23 protein-coding genes and 1 other annotated feature are annotated in these 18,257 nt (G+C 43.7%); of the genes, 2 read left to right on the plus strand and 21 right to left on the minus strand.

Going from position 1 to position 18,257, the window contains the following annotated elements:
• Positions 1-382: 382 nt before the first annotated feature.
• From I6N90_RS23720 to I6N90_RS23805, 18 genes are all read right to left on the minus strand, one after another.
• Entirely contained in the window at positions 383-982 is a 600-nt protein-coding gene (locus tag I6N90_RS23720; RefSeq protein WP_197938320.1) for a class I SAM-dependent methyltransferase, read from the minus strand.
• Between the two features lie 127 nt (positions 983-1,109).
• Positions 1,110-1,469, minus strand: a complete 360-nt coding sequence (gene rplL, locus I6N90_RS23725; RefSeq protein ID WP_197938322.1) for a 50S ribosomal protein L7/L12 — start codon at positions 1,467-1,469, stop codon at positions 1,110-1,112.
• An 88-nt stretch (positions 1,470-1,557) separates the two neighbouring features.
• Positions 1,558-2,061, minus strand: a complete 504-nt coding sequence (gene rplJ / locus I6N90_RS23730) for a 50S ribosomal protein L10 (RefSeq protein ID WP_197938324.1) — start codon at positions 2,059-2,061, stop codon at positions 1,558-1,560.
• A 56-nt stretch (positions 2,062-2,117) separates the two neighbouring features.
• Positions 2,118-2,281, minus strand: a sequence feature (ribosomal protein L10 leader region).
• Between the two features lie 20 nt (positions 2,282-2,301).
• A complete protein-coding gene (gene rplA, locus I6N90_RS23735; RefSeq protein ID WP_197938326.1) occupies positions 2,302-2,994 on the minus strand; it encodes a 50S ribosomal protein L1 in 693 nt (230 codons plus the stop codon).
• 129 nt (positions 2,995-3,123) lie between these two features.
• Complete coding sequence (gene rplK, locus I6N90_RS23740) at positions 3,124-3,549, minus strand: 50S ribosomal protein L11 (protein ID WP_197938328.1); 426 nt, start codon at positions 3,547-3,549, stop codon at positions 3,124-3,126.
• Between the two features lie 63 nt (positions 3,550-3,612).
• Positions 3,613-4,146: a transcription termination/antitermination protein NusG gene (gene nusG, locus I6N90_RS23745; protein WP_197938330.1), complete on the minus strand. Its 534-nt coding sequence runs from the start codon at positions 4,144-4,146 to the stop codon at positions 3,613-3,615.
• A gap of 24 nt (positions 4,147-4,170) precedes the next feature.
• Positions 4,171-4,380, minus strand: a complete 210-nt coding sequence (gene secE, locus I6N90_RS23750; protein WP_197938332.1) for a preprotein translocase subunit SecE — start codon at positions 4,378-4,380, stop codon at positions 4,171-4,173.
• An 18-nt stretch (positions 4,381-4,398) separates the two neighbouring features.
• A complete protein-coding gene (gene rpmG / locus I6N90_RS23755) occupies positions 4,399-4,548 on the minus strand; it encodes a 50S ribosomal protein L33 (protein ID WP_082967189.1) in 150 nt (49 codons plus the stop codon).
• Between the two features lie 294 nt (positions 4,549-4,842).
• Positions 4,843-5,496, minus strand: coding sequence for an RNA polymerase sporulation sigma factor SigH (gene sigH / locus I6N90_RS23760; protein WP_197938334.1), 654 nt, complete (start codon positions 5,494-5,496; stop codon positions 4,843-4,845).
• Between the two features lie 178 nt (positions 5,497-5,674).
• Positions 5,675-6,205, minus strand: a complete 531-nt coding sequence (locus tag I6N90_RS23765; protein WP_197938336.1) for an NYN domain-containing protein — start codon at positions 6,203-6,205, stop codon at positions 5,675-5,677.
• Between the two features lie 3 nt (positions 6,206-6,208).
• A complete protein-coding gene (gene rlmB / locus I6N90_RS23770) occupies positions 6,209-6,964 on the minus strand; it encodes a 23S rRNA (guanosine(2251)-2'-O)-methyltransferase RlmB (RefSeq protein ID WP_197938338.1) in 756 nt (251 codons plus the stop codon).
• 48 nt (positions 6,965-7,012) lie between these two features.
• Positions 7,013-7,468 carry a ribonuclease III domain-containing protein gene (locus I6N90_RS23775; RefSeq protein WP_197938340.1) on the minus strand — a complete coding sequence of 152 codons (456 nt, stop codon included), beginning with the start codon at positions 7,466-7,468 and terminating at the stop codon, positions 7,013-7,015.
• Positions 7,465-8,877, minus strand: coding sequence for a cysteine--tRNA ligase (cysS, locus tag I6N90_RS23780; protein WP_197938342.1), 1,413 nt, complete (start codon positions 8,875-8,877; stop codon positions 7,465-7,467). Before cysS ends, I6N90_RS23775 begins: the two co-directional genes overlap by 4 nt.
• Positions 8,877-9,536: a serine O-acetyltransferase gene (gene cysE, locus I6N90_RS23785; RefSeq protein WP_197938344.1), complete on the minus strand. Its 660-nt coding sequence runs from the start codon at positions 9,534-9,536 to the stop codon at positions 8,877-8,879. The genes cysS and cysE overlap by 1 nt, the downstream gene beginning before the upstream one ends.
• 493 nt (positions 9,537-10,029) lie before the next feature.
• Complete coding sequence (gltX, locus tag I6N90_RS23790; protein WP_197938346.1) at positions 10,030-11,490, minus strand: glutamate--tRNA ligase; 1,461 nt, start codon at positions 11,488-11,490, stop codon at positions 10,030-10,032.
• On the minus strand, positions 11,487-11,978 hold the full coding sequence (gene ispF, locus I6N90_RS23795; RefSeq protein WP_197938348.1) for a 2-C-methyl-D-erythritol 2,4-cyclodiphosphate synthase: 492 nt from the start codon (positions 11,976-11,978) through the stop codon (positions 11,487-11,489). Before ispF ends, gltX begins: the two co-directional genes overlap by 4 nt.
• On the minus strand, positions 11,975-12,685 hold the full coding sequence (gene ispD / locus I6N90_RS23800) for a 2-C-methyl-D-erythritol 4-phosphate cytidylyltransferase (protein WP_197938350.1): 711 nt from the start codon (positions 12,683-12,685) through the stop codon (positions 11,975-11,977). Before ispD ends, ispF begins: the two co-directional genes overlap by 4 nt.
• A 145-nt stretch (positions 12,686-12,830) precedes the next feature.
• Positions 12,831-13,928, minus strand: a complete 1,098-nt coding sequence (locus I6N90_RS23805; protein WP_197938352.1) for a PIN/TRAM domain-containing protein — start codon at positions 13,926-13,928, stop codon at positions 12,831-12,833.
• 199 nt (positions 13,929-14,127) lie between these two features.
• Here I6N90_RS23805 and I6N90_RS23810 point away from each other — a divergent pair, with 199 nt between their 5' ends.
• Positions 14,128-14,523, plus strand: a complete 396-nt coding sequence (locus I6N90_RS23810; protein ID WP_197938393.1) for a DUF1573 domain-containing protein — start codon at positions 14,128-14,130, stop codon at positions 14,521-14,523.
• Positions 14,524-14,588: 65 nt separating this feature from the next.
• On the opposite strand, the gene pssA is transcribed toward I6N90_RS23810, so the two are convergent.
• The 3 genes from pssA to radA all read right to left on the minus strand — a co-directional run bounded on the left by pssA (position 14,589) and on the right by radA (position 17,877).
• Positions 14,589-15,335, minus strand: a complete 747-nt coding sequence (pssA, locus tag I6N90_RS23815; protein ID WP_197938354.1) for a CDP-diacylglycerol--serine O-phosphatidyltransferase — start codon at positions 15,333-15,335, stop codon at positions 14,589-14,591.
• Between the two features lie 87 nt (positions 15,336-15,422).
• The gene (gene disA / locus I6N90_RS23820) at positions 15,423-16,499 is read right to left on the minus strand and encodes a DNA integrity scanning diadenylate cyclase DisA (RefSeq protein ID WP_197938356.1); all 1,077 of its coding nucleotides are present in this window, start codon (positions 16,497-16,499) and stop codon (positions 15,423-15,425) included.
• A 10-nt stretch (positions 16,500-16,509) separates the two neighbouring features.
• On the minus strand, positions 16,510-17,877 hold the full coding sequence (gene radA, locus I6N90_RS23825) for a DNA repair protein RadA (RefSeq protein WP_197938358.1): 1,368 nt from the start codon (positions 17,875-17,877) through the stop codon (positions 16,510-16,512).
• Positions 17,878-17,983: 106 nt separating this feature from the next.
• On the opposite strand from radA, the gene I6N90_RS24945 reads away from it, so the two are divergent.
• On the plus strand, positions 17,984-18,187 hold the full coding sequence (locus I6N90_RS24945; protein ID WP_232243297.1) for a hypothetical protein: 204 nt from the start codon (positions 17,984-17,986) through the stop codon (positions 18,185-18,187).
• Positions 18,188-18,257 lie beyond the last annotated feature (70 nt).

Genomic DNA, 18,257 nt, shown 5'->3' on the forward strand with positions numbered 1-18,257 from the left:
TAACCTCACCCCTCGTGTCTGTCTCACAGCATCGATACTCACTGCGTTACCATTGGGCGGCACCAGCCGCCTGTATAGATAAATAAAGAAAAGCCCTTATCGAATAGTTCGAAAAAAGAGCATGTTTCCGGCAGCTTACCATTCGCAGCGCGGGTGCGATGGTCTCATATCAAGTAATTTTGCCCAAAATGTAACCATTATACGTCAAATGCTCCAAATATATGCTTACCGCGCTCGAAATTTGCACTTGACATTTTAGTTGACTAAAGAGAATTCGAGCAATTTTATGCTGACATTTTATAATATTACCATATCAAAAAAGTCAAGTCAAATCATTTTCTTGCATTTTGCAAAAAAATATTGACTTTTTTATTAGCTACCATTAAAATTTGATGGCTTTTAGAATTCTATAGCCTTTATCTTTCGTAACTTCCTCTACTTCTCCAAACAATTGCGTAAGTTTCTCCATTGCTGATGGAGCACCTTGCTTCTTCTGAATAACGACCCACATCGTGCCGCCAGACTCTAATAATGCATAACCTTCCTCAAAAACGCGATGAACAGTTGCCTTACCAGCGCGAATAGGAGGGTTCGTCAAAATGACGTTAAACGTTTTATTATTTACTGCCTCATACAGATCACTTTGTAATGCAGTAATATTAGTAATCCCATTCTGTTTTGCATTTTCTTTCGAAAGTTCTACTGCTCTTTCATTAATATCAATCATCGTAACATGTCCGCCCTTGGCTATCATAGCAGCCGTTAGGCCGATCGGCCCATAGCCACAGCCAACATCCAGGATGCGGTCGTCTTCTTTTAACTCCATAGCGTCAATAAGTACACGACTTCCGTAGTCGATTCCTGTTTTCGAAAAAACACCTGCATCCGTGACAAACTTCATCGAATATCCACGAAGTTCCGCGGAATGAACTTGTCGATTATGCTTAACTTCTGGCGTTTTGGAGTAATAATGATTAGACATGGATACCGCCTCCTTCACTTTTTTACCCGATAACATACAACGAACCCCTTGAAACATGACGTTTCAAGGGGTTCTTCAACCTAAACCTACTAGTTAGCAGGCTTGGCTGCTGTATGATGAAGAAAAATTACTTAACTTCAACGGAAGCGCCAGCTTCTTCAAGCTTAGCTTTAACGCCGTTAGCTTCTTCTTCGCTAACTTTTTCTTTGATTGCTTTAGGAGCGCTATCAACAAGATCTTTAGCTTCTTTCAAGCCAAGACCAGTGATTTCGCGAACTACTTTAATTACGTTGATTTTGGAAGCGCCAGCGCTGTTCAAAATAACGTCGAATTCAGTTTGTGCTGCAACTTCTGCAGCGCCGCCAGCTGCTGCTGCAACAGGAGCTGCTGCAGTAACGCCGAATTCTTCTTCAATTGCTTTTACAAGATCGTTCAATTCAAGAACGGTCATAACTTTAATGGCTTCTAAGATTTGCTCTTTAGACATGGTTATACCTCCGAAAGTGGTTTATTTTTTTTGTGTTGCTAATTAAGATGCCGATATTAAATCGACTCTGTATAAAAAACTGATCGTATTAAACGCCAGCTTCTTGCTTTTCTCCAACTGCTTTAACCGCAAGCGCGAAGTTGCGAACTGGAGCTTGAAGCACGCTGAGGAGCATGGAAAGCAAACCATCGCGGGACGGAAGTTCCGCAAGTGCTTTGATTTCTTCCGAACTAACAACTTTACCTTCTACAACGCCGCCCTTAAGTTTAAGTGCTTCATTCTTTTTAGCAAAATCGTTAAGGATTTTAGCTGGAGCAACAGTGTCTTCGCCACTGAATGCAACTGCTGTAGGTCCTGTCAGAATATCGTTAAGTGCCGTCAATTCTGTTCCTTCAGTAGCACGACGAACGAGCGAGTTTTTCAAAACTTGGAAATCAACGCCAGCCTCGCGGAGCTGCTTCCGTAGTTCAGTTACTTGCGCAACGTTCAATCCGCGGTAGTCAGCAATAACCGTGCTGGAGCTAGTAGTAAGCTTCGAAGCGATTACCGCAACTGCCTCTTGTTTCTCTTGGATGATCTTTGCGTTAGCCAATTTGTACACCTCCCGTAATATTATACATCCCGTGAATACGACGGATAGTCCTCTCCTCGATGCATGAGAAAGGCCTCCGCAGAGACTGCGAAGGCCATGATGTCGTTATCAACTGCAGCAAGTAACCAAGCTACATTCATAAACGTTTTATCATAACACCTCGGTAGGAAATTAAGCCCTCATGGGCACCTACTGTCTACGGTATGCGTGTTCGAATTTGAGTAGTTGTTTCTTCTCAACTTAACGGAATTGTGAAGTTGATACGCGAGCACCAGGGCCCATTGTTGAAGAAACAGCAATGTTTTTCAGGTAGACACCTTTAGCAGCAGCTGGTTTAGCGCGTACTAGAGCATCGATTAGAGCTTTCAAGTTTTCGTTCAGCTTTTCAGCGTCGAACGATACTTTACCGATTGGAGCATGGATTTGACCAGCTTTGTCCAGACGGTACTCAATTTTACCTGCTTTGATTTCTTGAACGGCTTTAGCAACGTCAAACGTTACTGTACCAGCTTTAGGGTTAGGCATTAGACCTTTACCACCAAGGATACGGCCGAGCTTACCAACTTCAGCCATCATATCCGGCGTTGCTACGCAAACGTCGAAATCGAACCAACCTTGTTGGATTTTGTTGATCATGTCTGCGTCGCCAACGAAGTCAGCGCCTGCAGCTTCCGCTTCTTTCACTTTTTCGCCTTTTGCGAAAACGAGAACGCGTTTAGTTTTACCAGTACCGTGCGGAAGTACTACTACTCCACGTACAGCTTGGTCTTGTTTACGCGGGTCTACACCCAAACGTACTGCTACTTCAACGGATTCGTCGAACTTAGCTGTTGCAGCCTTTTTCACAAGATCAATTGCTTCTGAAGGCTCATAAGTTGCTTCGCTATTAATTAGCTTAGCTGCTTCTACATATTTTTTACCATGTTTAGCCATTGTAATTTCCTCCTTATGTGGTTATAACGGAACATCCTCCTAGGGATGATCCTCCCACCTGCGAAGTCATAGACTTCGCAAAGCGAGATGTCATAAGACATCTACTTCATCCCGAAGGACGAAGCCGTATTAGTCGACGATAGTAACGCCCATACTACGAGCAGTACCTTCGATCATACGCATTGCTGCTTCAACAGAAGCTGCGTTAAGATCTTGCATTTTGGACTCAGCAATTTCACGTACTTTCGCACGATCAACTTTTGCGACCTTTTTCTTATTCGGCTCGCCTGAACCTTTTTCGATACCTGCTGCTACGCGAAGCAATACTGCTGCCGGTGGCGTTTTAGTTTCGAATGTAAAGGAACGGTCCTCGAATACAGTGATCACGACTGGAATAATCAAACCTGCTTGATCTGCTGTACGAGCGTTAAACTCCTTACAGAATGCCATAATGTTAACGCCTGCTTGACCTAGTGCTGGACCGATTGGTGGCGCTGGGTTAGCTTTACCTGCAGGAACTTGCAGTTTGACCATCTTGATGACCTTTTTTGCCATGACTCACACCTCCTTGCCCTGTTATACAAGCGCTAAGTGAGCGCCTGTTTCGGAAACCAGATATTATATCTTTTCCACTTGAGTATAGTCTAGCTCAAGAGGGGTTTCCCTGCCAAACATGTTAACGTGAACCTTAAGCTTCGCTTTGTCCAGCAAAATTTCTTCTACTGATCCGACAAAGTCCGCAAAAGGACCAACTTTCACGCGTACCATCTCTTTCAGCTCGAACTCGATCTTCGGTTTCGGCTCTTCCATACCCATGTGTTTCAAAATTTGATCCACTTCATCGGGTAATAGAGGAGTCGGCTTTGAACCGGAGCCGGTCGATCCAACAAACCCAGTTACACCAGGCGTATTACGAACAACGTACCAAGAATCGTCAGTTTGAACCATTTCCACAAGAACATATCCAGGGTAGACCTTACGTTGAACGGTCTTTTTCTTACCGTCCTTCTCTACCACTTCATCTTCCATAGGAACTAGAACGCGGAAGATTTTGTCTTCCATGCCCATAGATTCAACACGGCGCTCCAAATTGGCTTTTACCTTGTTCTCATAGCCAGAGTAAGTGTGCACGACATACCATCTTTTTTCCATCACAAATCCACCTTTGGTCCCTTCCTAGACAATGAGCTGAACCAATTCCGAGATTCCGATGTCAAGAAGCCAGAAGTAAATAGTTACAGCCACTACCGTTACGAAAACGATAACTGAATAGCTTGTCAACTCTTTACGACTTGGCCAGCGAACCTTCTTCAGTTCCGCCCAGCTGTCGGCAAAAAAACTAGTCGTCGTACCAAAGCCTTGCTTCAGTTTAGCCAAAAAACCCACGGTTACACCTCCAATGGACTATCGCGTCTCGCGATGAGGAGTCTGCTCGTTACAGAACTTGCAAAACTTCTTCAACTCGATGCGGTCGGGGTGATTGCGTTTGTTCTTGGTTGTCGCATAGTTTCTCTGTTTGCAGTTTGTGCATGCCAACGTGATAATAACCCGCATTGAATTACACCTCCCGAACTGCTTAAAAATACGAATCATGAAGCTCTATAGTAAGTTCATTGATTCCATCGAAAATACAAAAAAAAACCTCGAATCCAGGCCTACCTAAACACTTTATCACAAGGTATACCTCGTGTCAACGAATTAGGCCGCCCCACAGCTTGTGAATAATTGGCATCTTCATCTGGATTTGGACTCTACCAGTATGGTCGAATCCTCCTCTTTTAAAACCAATGGACTGTCTTTCCTGTCTGAAACTTTCAGACAGGAAAGACAGTCCGTCGTCAGATGAATCTACTTATTGCCGAAATCACGTACTTCTAGATACTTCTCAAGTTTGCGTTTTACACGTTGCAACGCATTATCAATTGACTTTACATGCCTCTTAAGATCAACTGCAATCTCTTGGTATGACCTTCCATCGAGGTAGAGCATGAGAACTTTACGTTCAAGATCACTCAATATCTCAGACATCTTGTCTTCCAAACCTGAGAATTCTTCTTGATTGATAATTAACTCTTCTGGATCAGACACTCGTGTGCCACAAATCACGTCAAGTAATGTTCGATCAGAATCTTCATCATAGATAGGCTTGTCCAGAGAAACATAAGAATTAAGAGGGATATGCTTCTGTCTAGTGGCTGTCTTGATTGCGGTAATAATTTGCCTTGTTATGCACAATTCAGCAAAGGCTTTAAAGCTAGCAAGCTTGTCACCTTTAAAATCTCGAATTGCTTTATAAAGGCCGATCATTCCCTCTTGTACAATATCTTCGCGATCGGCGCCGATTAGAAAGTAAGAACGAGCCTTGGCTCTCACGAAGTTTTTGTATTTGTTTATCAAATATTCAAGCGCCATACTGTCGCCATTACGGACTGCTTCTACAATATCCTCGTCCGTGCTGCTTTCATACTCGAGCGTACTCCATTCTTTGAGGTCGATACTCACACACTATCCCTCCGGCCTGCAAGGCGTACACCGCGCTAGATTCATAAGCTTGAAACATAGAGTCAGTATACATTATGTAACCTTGCACAGTCAACCAATCTCAGCCCCGTAAACTATCGATTTTATAGAAAAAATGTAACTTTGTGGCATTATTTGAAAGACCTACATTAGGAGTAAATTATACGTCTTTTTCGCCTCTGCGTAGCCGTTCGAGCTTACTCCATACATCAAGACTTACATTTTGATCGAGTGTATTTCGCTTTATTGGCCTATCATTTTTGATGGAGCTTTCAATCTGCTTACGATTTTGCCCAATATCGATGAGCAGCTCACGAGCAGATAATCGAAGCGCACCTTTACCAAATGCGACATGTTGCTCCACGAGGTCAGAAGTAGCAACATATATGTTCCTTCTTCTTGCCATCAATTCGGAGCAAAGTCGCTCAATACACTCGTCCGCTGTTTCCTTCTCTTTTGTATAGACGATCGTTATTCTATGTTGCTTGAATGTGGAACCAAGCCCCGGGACCAGATGGGCATCGAATATAACATAAACTAACATTCCGGTAAACCCTTGATAATCGGCCAATAAATCTAGAAGCCTATCCCGTGCGTCCTCCAGATCCTGCTCCTTTAGCCTCGCGAGTTCTGGCCAAGCTCCAATAATGTTGTAGCCATCAACGAGCAGGACATCATTACGCCGGTTCATGACTTAGACGCTCCGGCGCTGTCTAACGACCTCATACATAAGCACACCCGCTGCAACTGAAGCATTTAAAGAATTAAGTTGGCCAAGCATAGGAAGCTTAACTAGGAAATCGCATTTCTCCCCGATAAGTCTACCCATTCCTTTGCTCTCGTTTCCTATAACGACGGCAAGGGGCATATCGAATTTCATCTTATATACATCCTGAGATGCGCTAACATCTGTTCCTGCAATCCATACGCCAGCCTCTTTAAGCTTCTCAATTGTCTGTGCAAGATTTGTTACCCTTGCTACAGGCACATGCTCTGCAGCACCAGCAGATATTTTCAGCACAGTAGCCGTAAGTCCTGCAGCGCGACGCTTCGGTATAATAACACCATGTACACCCGTACATTCTGCTGTACGTAGAATGGAACCTAAGTTATGCGGATCTTCAATCTCGTCTAGTAGCAAAATAAATGGCATTTCACTTTTTTTCTTTGCTATTTCAAGAATTTCTTCTACTTCAACGTACTCAAATGCTGCCGCTTGTGCGATTACACCTTGATGCGCTACTCCAGTCACCATACTATCAAGCTTGCGCTTATCGACGAACTGAACGATAATGCCTTGTTTTTTTGCTTCCGCCGTAATCGGCAGCGTTAAACTCTTTTGTGCACCATCAGCAATCCAAATTTTATTAATTTCTCTTCCGGAGCGTAATGCTTCAAGTACTGGATGTTTGCCTGCAATTAGCTCTTCTTGATTGATTTCTTCGTTCATTGTGCTCCTCCTATCATTCATGTGAATAGTTAGTTTTCAATTTTTCCGTTATTCTCGGTCAGCTAGCGCAATATGGAACAACTCGCCTAATCGCTCAAGCCTTCCTTCAAAATATAAATATCCTACAAGACATTCAAGCGCTGTCGCTTTACGATAATCAGCAGGGTCAGCATTTTTCGGCGGTGCCCCTGACTTCGTGTTCCGACCGCGTCTTACGATATCCGACTCTTCTTCCGTTAAGTGCGGCAACCAACGTTCCAGCAATTCGCGTTGCGCCTTAGCTGAAACCATCTTTGTTGCTTCCTTATGAAGATGATGCGATTTGTTGTTAGGTAAAGAGATCAAGTATTGGCGTACTAGAAGCTCGAACACTGCATCGCCCATATAAGCTAGCACGACAGGATTAACAAGACCAGATTTCTTAGGCGGATGGTGCAAAGCCAGTGGGTTAACCCCGCTTACAACTACTTCGCTTCCATCACCGTTATCCAAATGGCCCGTCATTTGCGCCGCCAACGAATGCCTAGAGGAGTATCTTCTAGCACGATGTTTTTTTCGACTAACAGATCACGAATTTCATCTGCACGCGCCCAATTTTTAGACTTACGAGCTTCTGTCCGCTCTATAATTAGTCCCTCAATTTCTGCATCCAATAACTCTTCTTCAGCCTGCAGCGGCAATAATCCGAGCACATTATCGATCCGTTCAATTGCTGACAGCAACAGTTCAAGTCCTTCTACAGTAGCATTTTGATCCTGCAAATATACATTAGCTTCCCCGACAAGATCGAACAACGCTGTAATGGCATCCGGAGTACTAAAGTCATCGTCCATTTTCGCTGCGAACTGCTCTACAATTCGGTCAACCCGATTTCGTAGCAATGCTACTTCACCTGCTGCACTGTTAGTCCCAGCAATTGCATCAAGTCTATGCTTCAAGTTGGAATAGCAATACGCGATACGGTCCACACTATTTTCTGCTTGAGCTATCGCATCATCACTAAAGTTAAGCGGACTACGATAATGTGTTGCAAGAATAAAGTAACGAATGGCTTGTGGCTTTACTCGCTGAACAATTTCATGTACCGAAATTCCGTTACCTAACGACTTCGACATCTTTTCGTTGTTAATGTGAAGATAACCGTTATGCATCCAATAGTTTGCTAGCGGCTTACCTGTAAGCGACTCTGATTGTGCAACCTCACATTCATGATGCGGGAACTGCAAATCGTGTCCTCCACCATGGATGTCGAGTGTATCACCCAAATATTTGCGAGCCATAGCCGAACATTCAATATGCCAGCCTGGACGTCCCGCTCCCCAAGGACTATCCCACTTAATTTCGCCTGGCTTAGCTCCCTTCCAAAGAACAAAGTCTCCTTGGTTTTCTTTGCGCTCGCCAATTTCAATACGAATACCGAATTGCAACTCTTCGATATTCTGATGCGATAACTTGCCGTAATCCTCGAAGGAAGAGGTTCGGAAATAAACATCCCCTTCACTCTCATACGCATAGCCTTTCTCGACAAGCCCTTCTATAAACGCAACGATTTCAACAATATGATCCGTAACACGTGGATTGATTGTTGCTTTGCGTACACCTAGAGAATCGATATCTTTGTAGAACGCTTCGATAAACCGTTCTGCAACTTCAGGAACTGTTGTACCTAGCTCTTCCGCCTTACGAATGAGTCTATCGTCTACATCAGTGAAGTTGACGACATAATTAACTTCATGACCTGCATCCTCCAAATATCGACGAACAACATCAAAAAATACAACTGGCCTTGCATTACCGATATGAATATAGTCGTAGACCGTTGGTCCACAAACATACATTTTCACTTTACCCGCTTCTTGCGGCTCAAAACTCTCCTTTGTCCGCGACAAAGAATTATATATAGCTATTGTCATTATTGTTTACTCCCCTCATCTTCTGAACCTCGCTCACCATTCACATGGAATTTCAGCTCATCAATTTCTTTCTGCATCATACGGAACATCTCAATAACAGGGTCAGGTAGCTGTGTGTGATCGAGCCTATCGCCTACTCGTTCACCATTGCGTCTAACGACCCGTCCCGGATTTCCTACTACCGTACAATTGTCTGGCACCTCACGCAATACTACTGCATTTGAACCAATATTAGAATTGTCCCCGACAGTGAAGGAACCTAGTACTTTTGCACCTGAACCTATAACTACATTATTGCCGATTGTTGGGTGACGCTTCCCCTTTTCCTTACCCGTACCGCCGAGAGTAACCCCTTGATAAATAACGACGTTATCACCAATTTCACAAGTTTCGCCTATTACTACACCCATGCCATGGTCGATAAAAAGACGCTCGCCAATTCTTGCCCCTGGGTGAATCTCAATTCCAGTCATAAACCTGCTGACCTGCGAAATGACGCGTGCTACTGTAAACCATCCCTTGCGATAAAACGAATGTGCCAGACGATGCCCCCAAATAGCATGGACACCGGAATACGTAAATATAACCTCGAATCGACTACGAGCCGCGGGATCGTTTTCGAAAACCGTTTGTACGTCTGAGCGAAAATGGCGAAGCATTATGAAATCCCCCTTCAAGCTGCTAAGCGATAATTAAGGTATGTAGAAAAAATAAAAAAGCCTCTGCAGCATTAAATGCTACAGAGGCGTGTATTCTCGCGGTTCCACTCTGCTTGAACTTCGCATTCGAGGATTACTCGCAGCGTGTTCATCTCATAGTCCTTAACGTGGACAATACGTTGTTGCCTACCTCACTATTACTACGAAATCGGTATGTAACCATAATTTCGTAAATGATAGAGTCTCGGAACAAAGCTCCCAGGTGCAATTTCCGTTTGTGCGAACTAGACAACTTTCAGCTCCATCCTTATCGTTTGCAAAACAAATACGATTCGAATGACGGTTGTCCTCTCTGCGAATCCACAACGTAACGTACTTCTCCTGTTCATGGCCGTTTCAATATTATTAATAGTCATAGTATACCGAATCGCAGTAAAAGTGCAAGTGTGCATTCAGTAATCTTTATATTAATTAAAAATCAACCATCAGAATGTTACGCCAAACGACCTTGAAGTCTCGCAGTCACTTTAGGCTTGCCAAGCAAAACGATAGATTGATTAAGATCAGGCCCATGCGTTTGACCTGTCAATGCAGCGCGGATCGGCATGAAGAGCGCTTTACCCTTAAATCCAGTTTCCTTTTGTACGGTTTTGATCATCTCTTTAATGCCCTCAACTGTAAATGGTGCTGCATCCGACTCCAATAGTCCAAGGAAAGCACCAAGCACTGTAGGAACTTGTTCTTCTGCAAGGACAGTCGATGCTTCTTCATCTTCAACAACAGAATCACGGAAGAATAGCTCTGTCACAGATACGATATCAGAAGCACTGCGGAGCTTATCTTGATGAAGCCCTACAAGCCCCGTTACCCATTCTCTGCCGTCGCTGTCCAGCGCATCTGGAATACATCCTGCTTTTTGAAGATGAGGAATACAGAGATCTACAATTCGCGGCAAATCTGCACCTTTAATATATTCACCATTCATCCAGCTAAGCTTCTGTGTATCGAACACAGCAGGACTCTTGCTTAGACGATCTGAGTTGAATACTTCAATCAGTTGCTCACGCGAGAACATCTCTTGCTCACCTTCAGGTGACCAACCAAGTAGCGAAATGAAGTTGAACATCGCTTCAGGCAAGTAACCAAGATCATCATATTGCTCGATAAACTGAATAATAGACTCGTCACGTTTACTTAACTTCTTCTTATGCTCATTTACAATAAGTGTCATATGACCGAATATCGGAGGAGCCCAATCAAACGCTTCATAAATCATCAATTGTCTAGGCGTGTTAGATACATGATCTTCACCACGAAGTACATGGCTAATGCGCATGAGGTAGTCATCAAGCACAACAGCAAAGTTGTACGTCGGAATACCGTCTTTTTTAACGATAACGAAGTCGCCCATCTCCGTTGTATCGAAGCTGATTGTGCCTTTTACTAGATCATCGAACGTATAAGTACGTGCTTCAGGTACACGGAAACGAATACTTGCAATACGACCCTCTGCTTCAAAAGCTTGCTGCTGCTCAGCCGTTAAGTTTCTATGTTTACCTGAATAACGAGGTGTCTCTCCGCGCTCAGTCTGTTCTTCACGCTCTTGCTCTAGCTCCTCTTCAGTACAGTAACAACGGTATGCTAGACCACGATCAAGCAGATCTTGCCAATATTCGCGATAAATATCGAGACGTTCCGTTTGACGGTATGGGCCAAATCCACCACCGATGTCAATGCTCTCATCCCACTCGATACCTAACCATTTCAAATATTTAAGCTGGCTTTCTTCCCCTCCAGCAACATTACGTTTCACATCCGTATCTTCTATGCGGATAATAAACTTGCCACCATGTCTTTTTGCGTATAAATAATTAAATAAGGCCGTTCTTGCGTTACCAATATGCAAATGTCCCGTTGGTGATGGGGCATAACGTACACGTACTTCTGTTGTCATGACAAAATTCCTCCCTTTTTGATCAAACAAACGACTGATTGTGCTGCAATTCCTTCGCCCCGACCTGCAAAACCAAGCTGTTCTGTTGTCGTCGCTTTAACGTTTACTTGCGATACATCCGCATCAAGCGCTTTTGCGATAATTTCCGCCATCTGCGGGATATACGGAAGCATCTTTGGCTTCTGTGCAATAATGGTAGAATCAATGTTGCCGAGCTTGTAGCCACGTTCATCTACAAGTGCCCATACCCGCTCCAAAAGTTTCAAGCTGTCGGCATCCTTATAAGCTGCATCTGTATCTGGGAAATGTTTACCGATATCCCCAAGTCCAAGCGCACCCAAAATCGCATCCGATATAGCATGTAAAAGTACATCCGCATCAGAGTGACCGAGCAAACCTTTCTCATAAGGAATCGTAACTCCCCCAATAATACACGGTCGTCCTTCTACGAGTTGATGAACGTCAAATCCTTGTCCTACACGAATCATTTGCTTATATCTCCCTTCGTAACTTGGCGCTGTGCCAATAAATATTCCGCCCATGGCAAATCTTCAGGCGTCGTGATCTTTATATTGGTATACTCCCCTTCGACTACAACAACCGAAGCACCTATTCGCTCCACAACCATCGCGTCATCTGTACCTAGGAAACCATCCCTAATTGCACATTCATGCCCTTCTATTAGCAAGGCACGACGAAAAGCTTGCGGCGTTTGTATCGCCCACAAGCTTTTGCGATCCGGTGTAGCAACGATAGTCCCCGCCTCATCGACTTGCTTAATCGTATCCTTAACCGGAACGGCAAGAACAGCCGCACCACTTACTAAAGCGCGCTCGCAACATCGCTTCACAGCATCTTCGGTTATGAGCGGGCGAACCCCATCGTGAACCATAACCCACTCTGACTTAAGTGACTGAAGGCCGCAAACGACAGAATGTTGTCGTTCTTTCCCACCGCTTAATATCGAGGTCATCTTGCTCAAGCTATATTCCTTCGCCCACTCTTTGCAGCGCTCGATATCCTGCTCACCTACAACTAGTGCAATTTCCTCAACAAAGTCCATACGCTGGAATAGTTCTAGTGTATGGACTAGAATAGGTTTGTTTGCAAGCTGTAAATACTGCTTACTCTCTTTTGTCCCCATACGTGAGCCGCGACCGGCTGCAACGATGATGACACCAAACTTTTCTCTCATGATCTCTACCCGCCTTAGCCGAATGGTTATCGCAAACGGCTCCAGACGTTTAGACTGGCATGAGCTCGTTTCGCGCTGTAAGATAAGGCTAGCATAGAAAATGTAGCTTCCTCTTATCTATGTACAATAGTAACATCATACCTTGTTACAGCGCTTTTTCCAACAGCTTTGGCTTAGCAAATATCATTCGGCCCGCGGAAGTTTGTAAGACACTCGTTACGAGTACCTCCATCGTTGTTCCGATATAATCTCTTCCGCCTTCAACAACAATCATTGTGCCATCGTCTAAATAAGCTACACCTTGCCCATGCTCTTTGCCATCTTTAATCACTTGAACGATAATTTCTTCACCAGGCAAAACAACTGGCTTAACAGCATTAGCGAGATCATTAATGTTTAGTACGGATACACCTTGAAGCTCACAAACTTTGTTCAAATTAAAGTCGTTAGTTACGACTTTACCATGTAATGCTTTTGCTAGTTTAACAAGTTTACTATCCACTTCCCCGATCTCTTCGAAGTCTCCTTCATAGATCAGTACTTTTACGTCTAATTCCTTCTGAATTTTGTTCAGAATATCTAGCCCTCTCCGCCCTCTGTTACGTTTCAACAAGTCAGAGGAATCTGCAATATGCTGTAGCTCCTCTAGTACAAACTCTGGAATAACAAGAGTTCCCTCAATAAATCCTGTTTTGCATATATCTGCAATTCTACCGTCGATTATAACGCTCGTATCTAAAATTTTATGTTCCTCGAAACCCCTCACTTCATTTGAGGAAGATGTCGAACGTTGCTTAGCAGCAATTGACGCAAACCCTTCTACAATCTCATCTTGTTTGGATAAACCAACCAATGTACCTACATAACCAAACACAAGTGCCATAAAGGCAGGTAAAAGTTGCCCCATGCCCTCAAGTCTTGCAACGGACGGATATAACAATACTGCTAATAATAGACCTGAAAGCATACCACCCGCTCCAACAAGCAACTGTCTCAGTGGCATCTCAGATGTCAGTTCCACACATTTTCCTGTAAACCGTATTGCTGGACCAGCCAAAATCGTTGCCGCAATAACACCAACGAGGGCTCCTACCGCTACATTCATGTAATAAGTGCCAGATTGCTGCAACATGCTGACTGAAGAGTTCGACCACATAGCCGCACCGTTCATCCAACCATAGACCTCGCCTCCAGCCATACCGCCAAACAATAAACCTATAATCTGTATCATTCGTCTAACCATAAAGGTTCACCTCCATTACAATTATGATCCAATATTTCAATCGTTAATCGTAGTTGGAAGGAAAAATGTTAAAGTTTTCTATATAGGGCTATTTAGGTCGCAATACCCTTTCTTTATGACACTGTGGAAAACAATGCTCGGGAGCATTATAATGAGTATGAGATTACTTAACTAGAGGCAGGTGATTGCGATGGAATCCATGAGTACGCCAACATTGGAACAATTTCAGCAACAAGTTTCTGAACTGTTACTTCGGCACCGCAGCTTGCTCGATGTAATGTCCAAATTCGGACAATCGGGCGCATCCGTAAATCGTGCAGTATCAAAAGCGGTGACAGACTGTGGTTGTATTGAATTGAATGCCCGCAAACAGCAATATACCGACGAGTTGAATCTTGAAAATGCTAAAAGTACATTAGTGAGCCATCTAACAGGCGCTTTATGCGAACATTGCAACGATGCAATAAAGAGTGAACTCGGACGTAACTTATTTTACATGACAGCGTTATGCAATTTGCTACAGGTCGAGCTTGATGAAGTGATAGCTGATGAATACGACAAATGCTCCACACTGGGCTTGTTTAATCTAACATAGGTAACAAAAAGAACGTCCTCAGCCACAATATGTGACCGAGGACGTTCTTTTTGTTTATGCTTCTTTTAAGCTGGCTTCTCGGAATTTACCGGTTCTTCAGGCGTTTCGTTCTGATTTTTGCGCTTGCGTAAACGTTTCGGCAAACGACGATCAACGTTTTTTTTTAGGCCATATAGTGCATATATAAGCAATGGAACAAACAGAAATTTCGACAAATGATTTTCGAAATTTATTCCTATTATGATGGAAATAATAATAATGATAGGTACAACCCAAATGGCATTGCGCGGTATGCCTACCTTCTTAAAGTTTGGATACCTGACCGTACTAACCATGAGTAGTGCCAATACAATTGTACCCGTAAGAAGTACAGCTACCGGTATATCATCTTTAAATAAGGCCATCGTTGCCAAAACACCGCCAGCAGCTGGGATAGGCAACCCAATAAAGTAACCTGCATTGCTCGTAATAACGTTAAACCTCGCCAAACGTAGCGCTCCACAAATCGGGAAAAGTGCAGTTACTGTCCATGCAAGAGCAGGACTTAAGTCTTGAAAAGCAACAACATACATAATAAAAGCAGGAGCTACACCAAAGGAAATGACGTCGGATAAGGAGTCTAACTCTTTCCCGAATTCACTCTGCACATTGAGCGCTCGTGCAACGCGACCGTCCACACCATCTAAAAGCATTGCAATTAGAACCATTATCGCTGCCATCTGCGGATTTTCATCAAAAATCATAATGATGGCCACTATGCCGAGAAATAAATTACCAACCGTGAGAAGGCTCGGTATCGATTTTGCGATCATCTATTCCACCTCTTCTCTACTATGCCCATTAATCGCACCTGTTCTTCAGGTCAATGATTGGAACACATTCTATCAATTGTATGGGATTTAAATTTGTCTGTCAATGAACATCTGCTCTTGAATACGCTTTAAACCGTCCTTAATCGCGCGCGCACGCACTTCTCCAATGCCGTCAACCTCGTCCAGCTCTTCAATTGTTGCCATTAAAATATGTGGCAGTCGATGGAAACGTTCCACTAAATTATTCATAATAATTAGCGGTAATCTCGGAATTTTGTTGAGCAATCTGTAGCCGCGAGGAGCTACCGATTCGTCCGCCATATTGTTCGTATGAGGATATCCAATTAAACGTACAATTGGTGACGCATCTAGAAGTTCATCTGAACTAAGCTTTTTCAAACCGTTCCGAAGCTCCCTAATTTTTTCATCAGAGTTATCCTTCGCATAGTCCTTAAGTAGGAACCACGCGTCCTCCTCAACTCCTCCGACCAACTCATCCATTTGCATACTAATAAGACGGCCTTCCGTACCGAGTTCATTGACATAGCGGCTAATTTCCATCTTAATTCGCAGCACCATCTCAACGCGCTGAATAACATGGGCAACTTCTTGCAATGTAACTAATTCCTCAAACTCAAGCGCGGAGAGGTTAGTAAAGGATTGCGTAAGAACTGCCTTGTACTTCTCTAGCGTTTGAATAGCTTGGTTTGCTTTTGTTAATATAACACCCATATCTTTTAACGAATAACGAAGGTTGCCTTGGTACAACGTAATAATGTTTCTACGCTGCGAGATCGATACAACGAGTCTACCCGTTTGCTTCGCTACACGCTCCGCTGTACGGTGACGGATACCTGTTTCAATCGACGGTATGGAGCTGTTCGGAATAAGCTGAGTATTGGCGTAAAGAATACGCCTCATATCCTCACTCATTATAATAGCGCCGTCCATCTTGGCTAGTTCGTACAAATAGTTCGAAGAGAAGTCGCAATTGATGGAGAAACCTCCGTCCACGACTTCCATGACTTCTGGGCTGTAGCCCACAACAATTAGTGCGCCTGTTTTGGCTCTTAATACATTCTCTAACCCTTCTCTAAAAGGGGTGCCTGGCGCAACTAATTGCAATAATTGATTCATCACTTCTTGCTGAGTCGGTTCCTTCATCTGGTGCCCCCTATCCAAAAGCTGCCTTTAGTGCTTCCGCTACTGTATTTACTCCAATAATTTCAATGCCAGCAGGTGGTGTCCACCCTTTCAAACTTTTTTCCGGCATAATTACTCTTTTGAAACCGAGCTTTTCTGCTTCTTTCACGCGCTGCTCAGCTCTTGATACTGCTCTAACTTCACCTGTTAATCCAACTTCTCCAAATATCACATCATAAGGTCTGGTTGGTGCATCTCGGAAGCTCGATGCCAAACTAACCGCAGCAGCTAGATCAACTGCTGGTTCATCCAGCTTCACACCACCTGCTACATTTAGGTAAGCATCTTGCGTCTGAAGAAACATCCCGTTGCGTTTCTCCAAAACGGCAATAATAAGTGCCATTCGATGATGATCAATACCTGTTGACATTCTGCGCGGTGAAGGGAAGTTTGTTGTTGCCACAAGCGCTTGCAGTTCTACAAGAATCGGTCTAGTACCTTCCATACTTGCAACAACCGTTGAACCCGATACACCAAGCGGTCTTTCAGATAGAAAAAGTTCAGAAGGATTCGTAACTTCTCGCAGCCCATCTTCGCTCATTTCGAAAATTCCGATTTCATTTGTTGAGCCAAACCTGTTTTTGACTGCGCGCAGCAATCGATACGTATGATGGCGTTCCCCTTCAAAATAAAGTACACAATCCACCATATGTTCAAGCAATCTTGGCCCAGCTATCGCGCCTTCTTTGGTTACGTGGCCTACAAGCACCGTCGCAATCCCTTTAATCTTAGCGACGCGCATGAAATGAGCGGTACATTCTCTTACTTGGGAAACACTACCCGGTGCAGATTCAACACGTGGATCGTACACCGTCTGGATGGAGTCGATGACTAGAAAGTCCGGTTGCACGGATTCAATTGCATCATTTACATACTCCATATTCGTCTCACAGAGTACGTAGAGTGACTCTGTTAAAGCGCCTAGTCGATCTGCCCGAAGTCTTGTTTGACGAACAGATTCTTCTCCAGATATGTAAAGTACTTTGAGACCCTTAACCGCAAGTGCATGGGAAGTTTGCAAAAGCAACGTTGATTTGCCAATGCCGGGATCGCCACCAACTAAGATGAGCGAACCAGGAACAACGCCTCCTCCTAGCACACGATTTAGCTCCACCATCCCTGTCTCAATGCGTGGTTCTTTCCCACACTCTATATGTATGATGGATTGAGGCTTTTCTTTCGTATGGATCGTCGATAAGCCGACACCTTTTGTTTTTACGACCGTTTCCTTCTCTTCGATCATCGTATTCCACTCATGGCAACTCGGACATTTACCCATCCATTTTGGCGATTCAGCGCCACATTCGGTACAAACGAACTTCGATTTTATCTTTGCCATACCGAACTCCTTCTAACAATTCTCATATTCAAAGTTTACCATTATATCCAAGCTCAAGGAAGGTCAATTATTAACGAATATTATTGGTAATTACAGCTAACATTATTTGTTTAATTTCATTATCGGCTTGATTAGGGGTGTTTATGAGGTTGTGACGCTACAAAAAGACGAAAAACCGCTCTCCATGTGGGAGGTCGGTTTGGATATGAATATTGTGGTTCCTTCATTTAAAAGAAAACCAGACTCGCAAAACATCCGCCGGGTCAGGATTGTAGTAGCCATTAGTGGCGGCTTACTTTACCAAACATAATGTTAACGAACCCAGTAACTCTTATTTAGCTAAATTGTACCGTTCAAAATGTTTAACGAACTCCAGAATG

It is taken from the genome of Paenibacillus sp. GSMTC-2017, assembly GCF_016019935.1.
In the GTDB taxonomy this organism is placed as follows: Bacteria; Bacillota; Bacilli; order Paenibacillales; family Paenibacillaceae; genus Pristimantibacillus.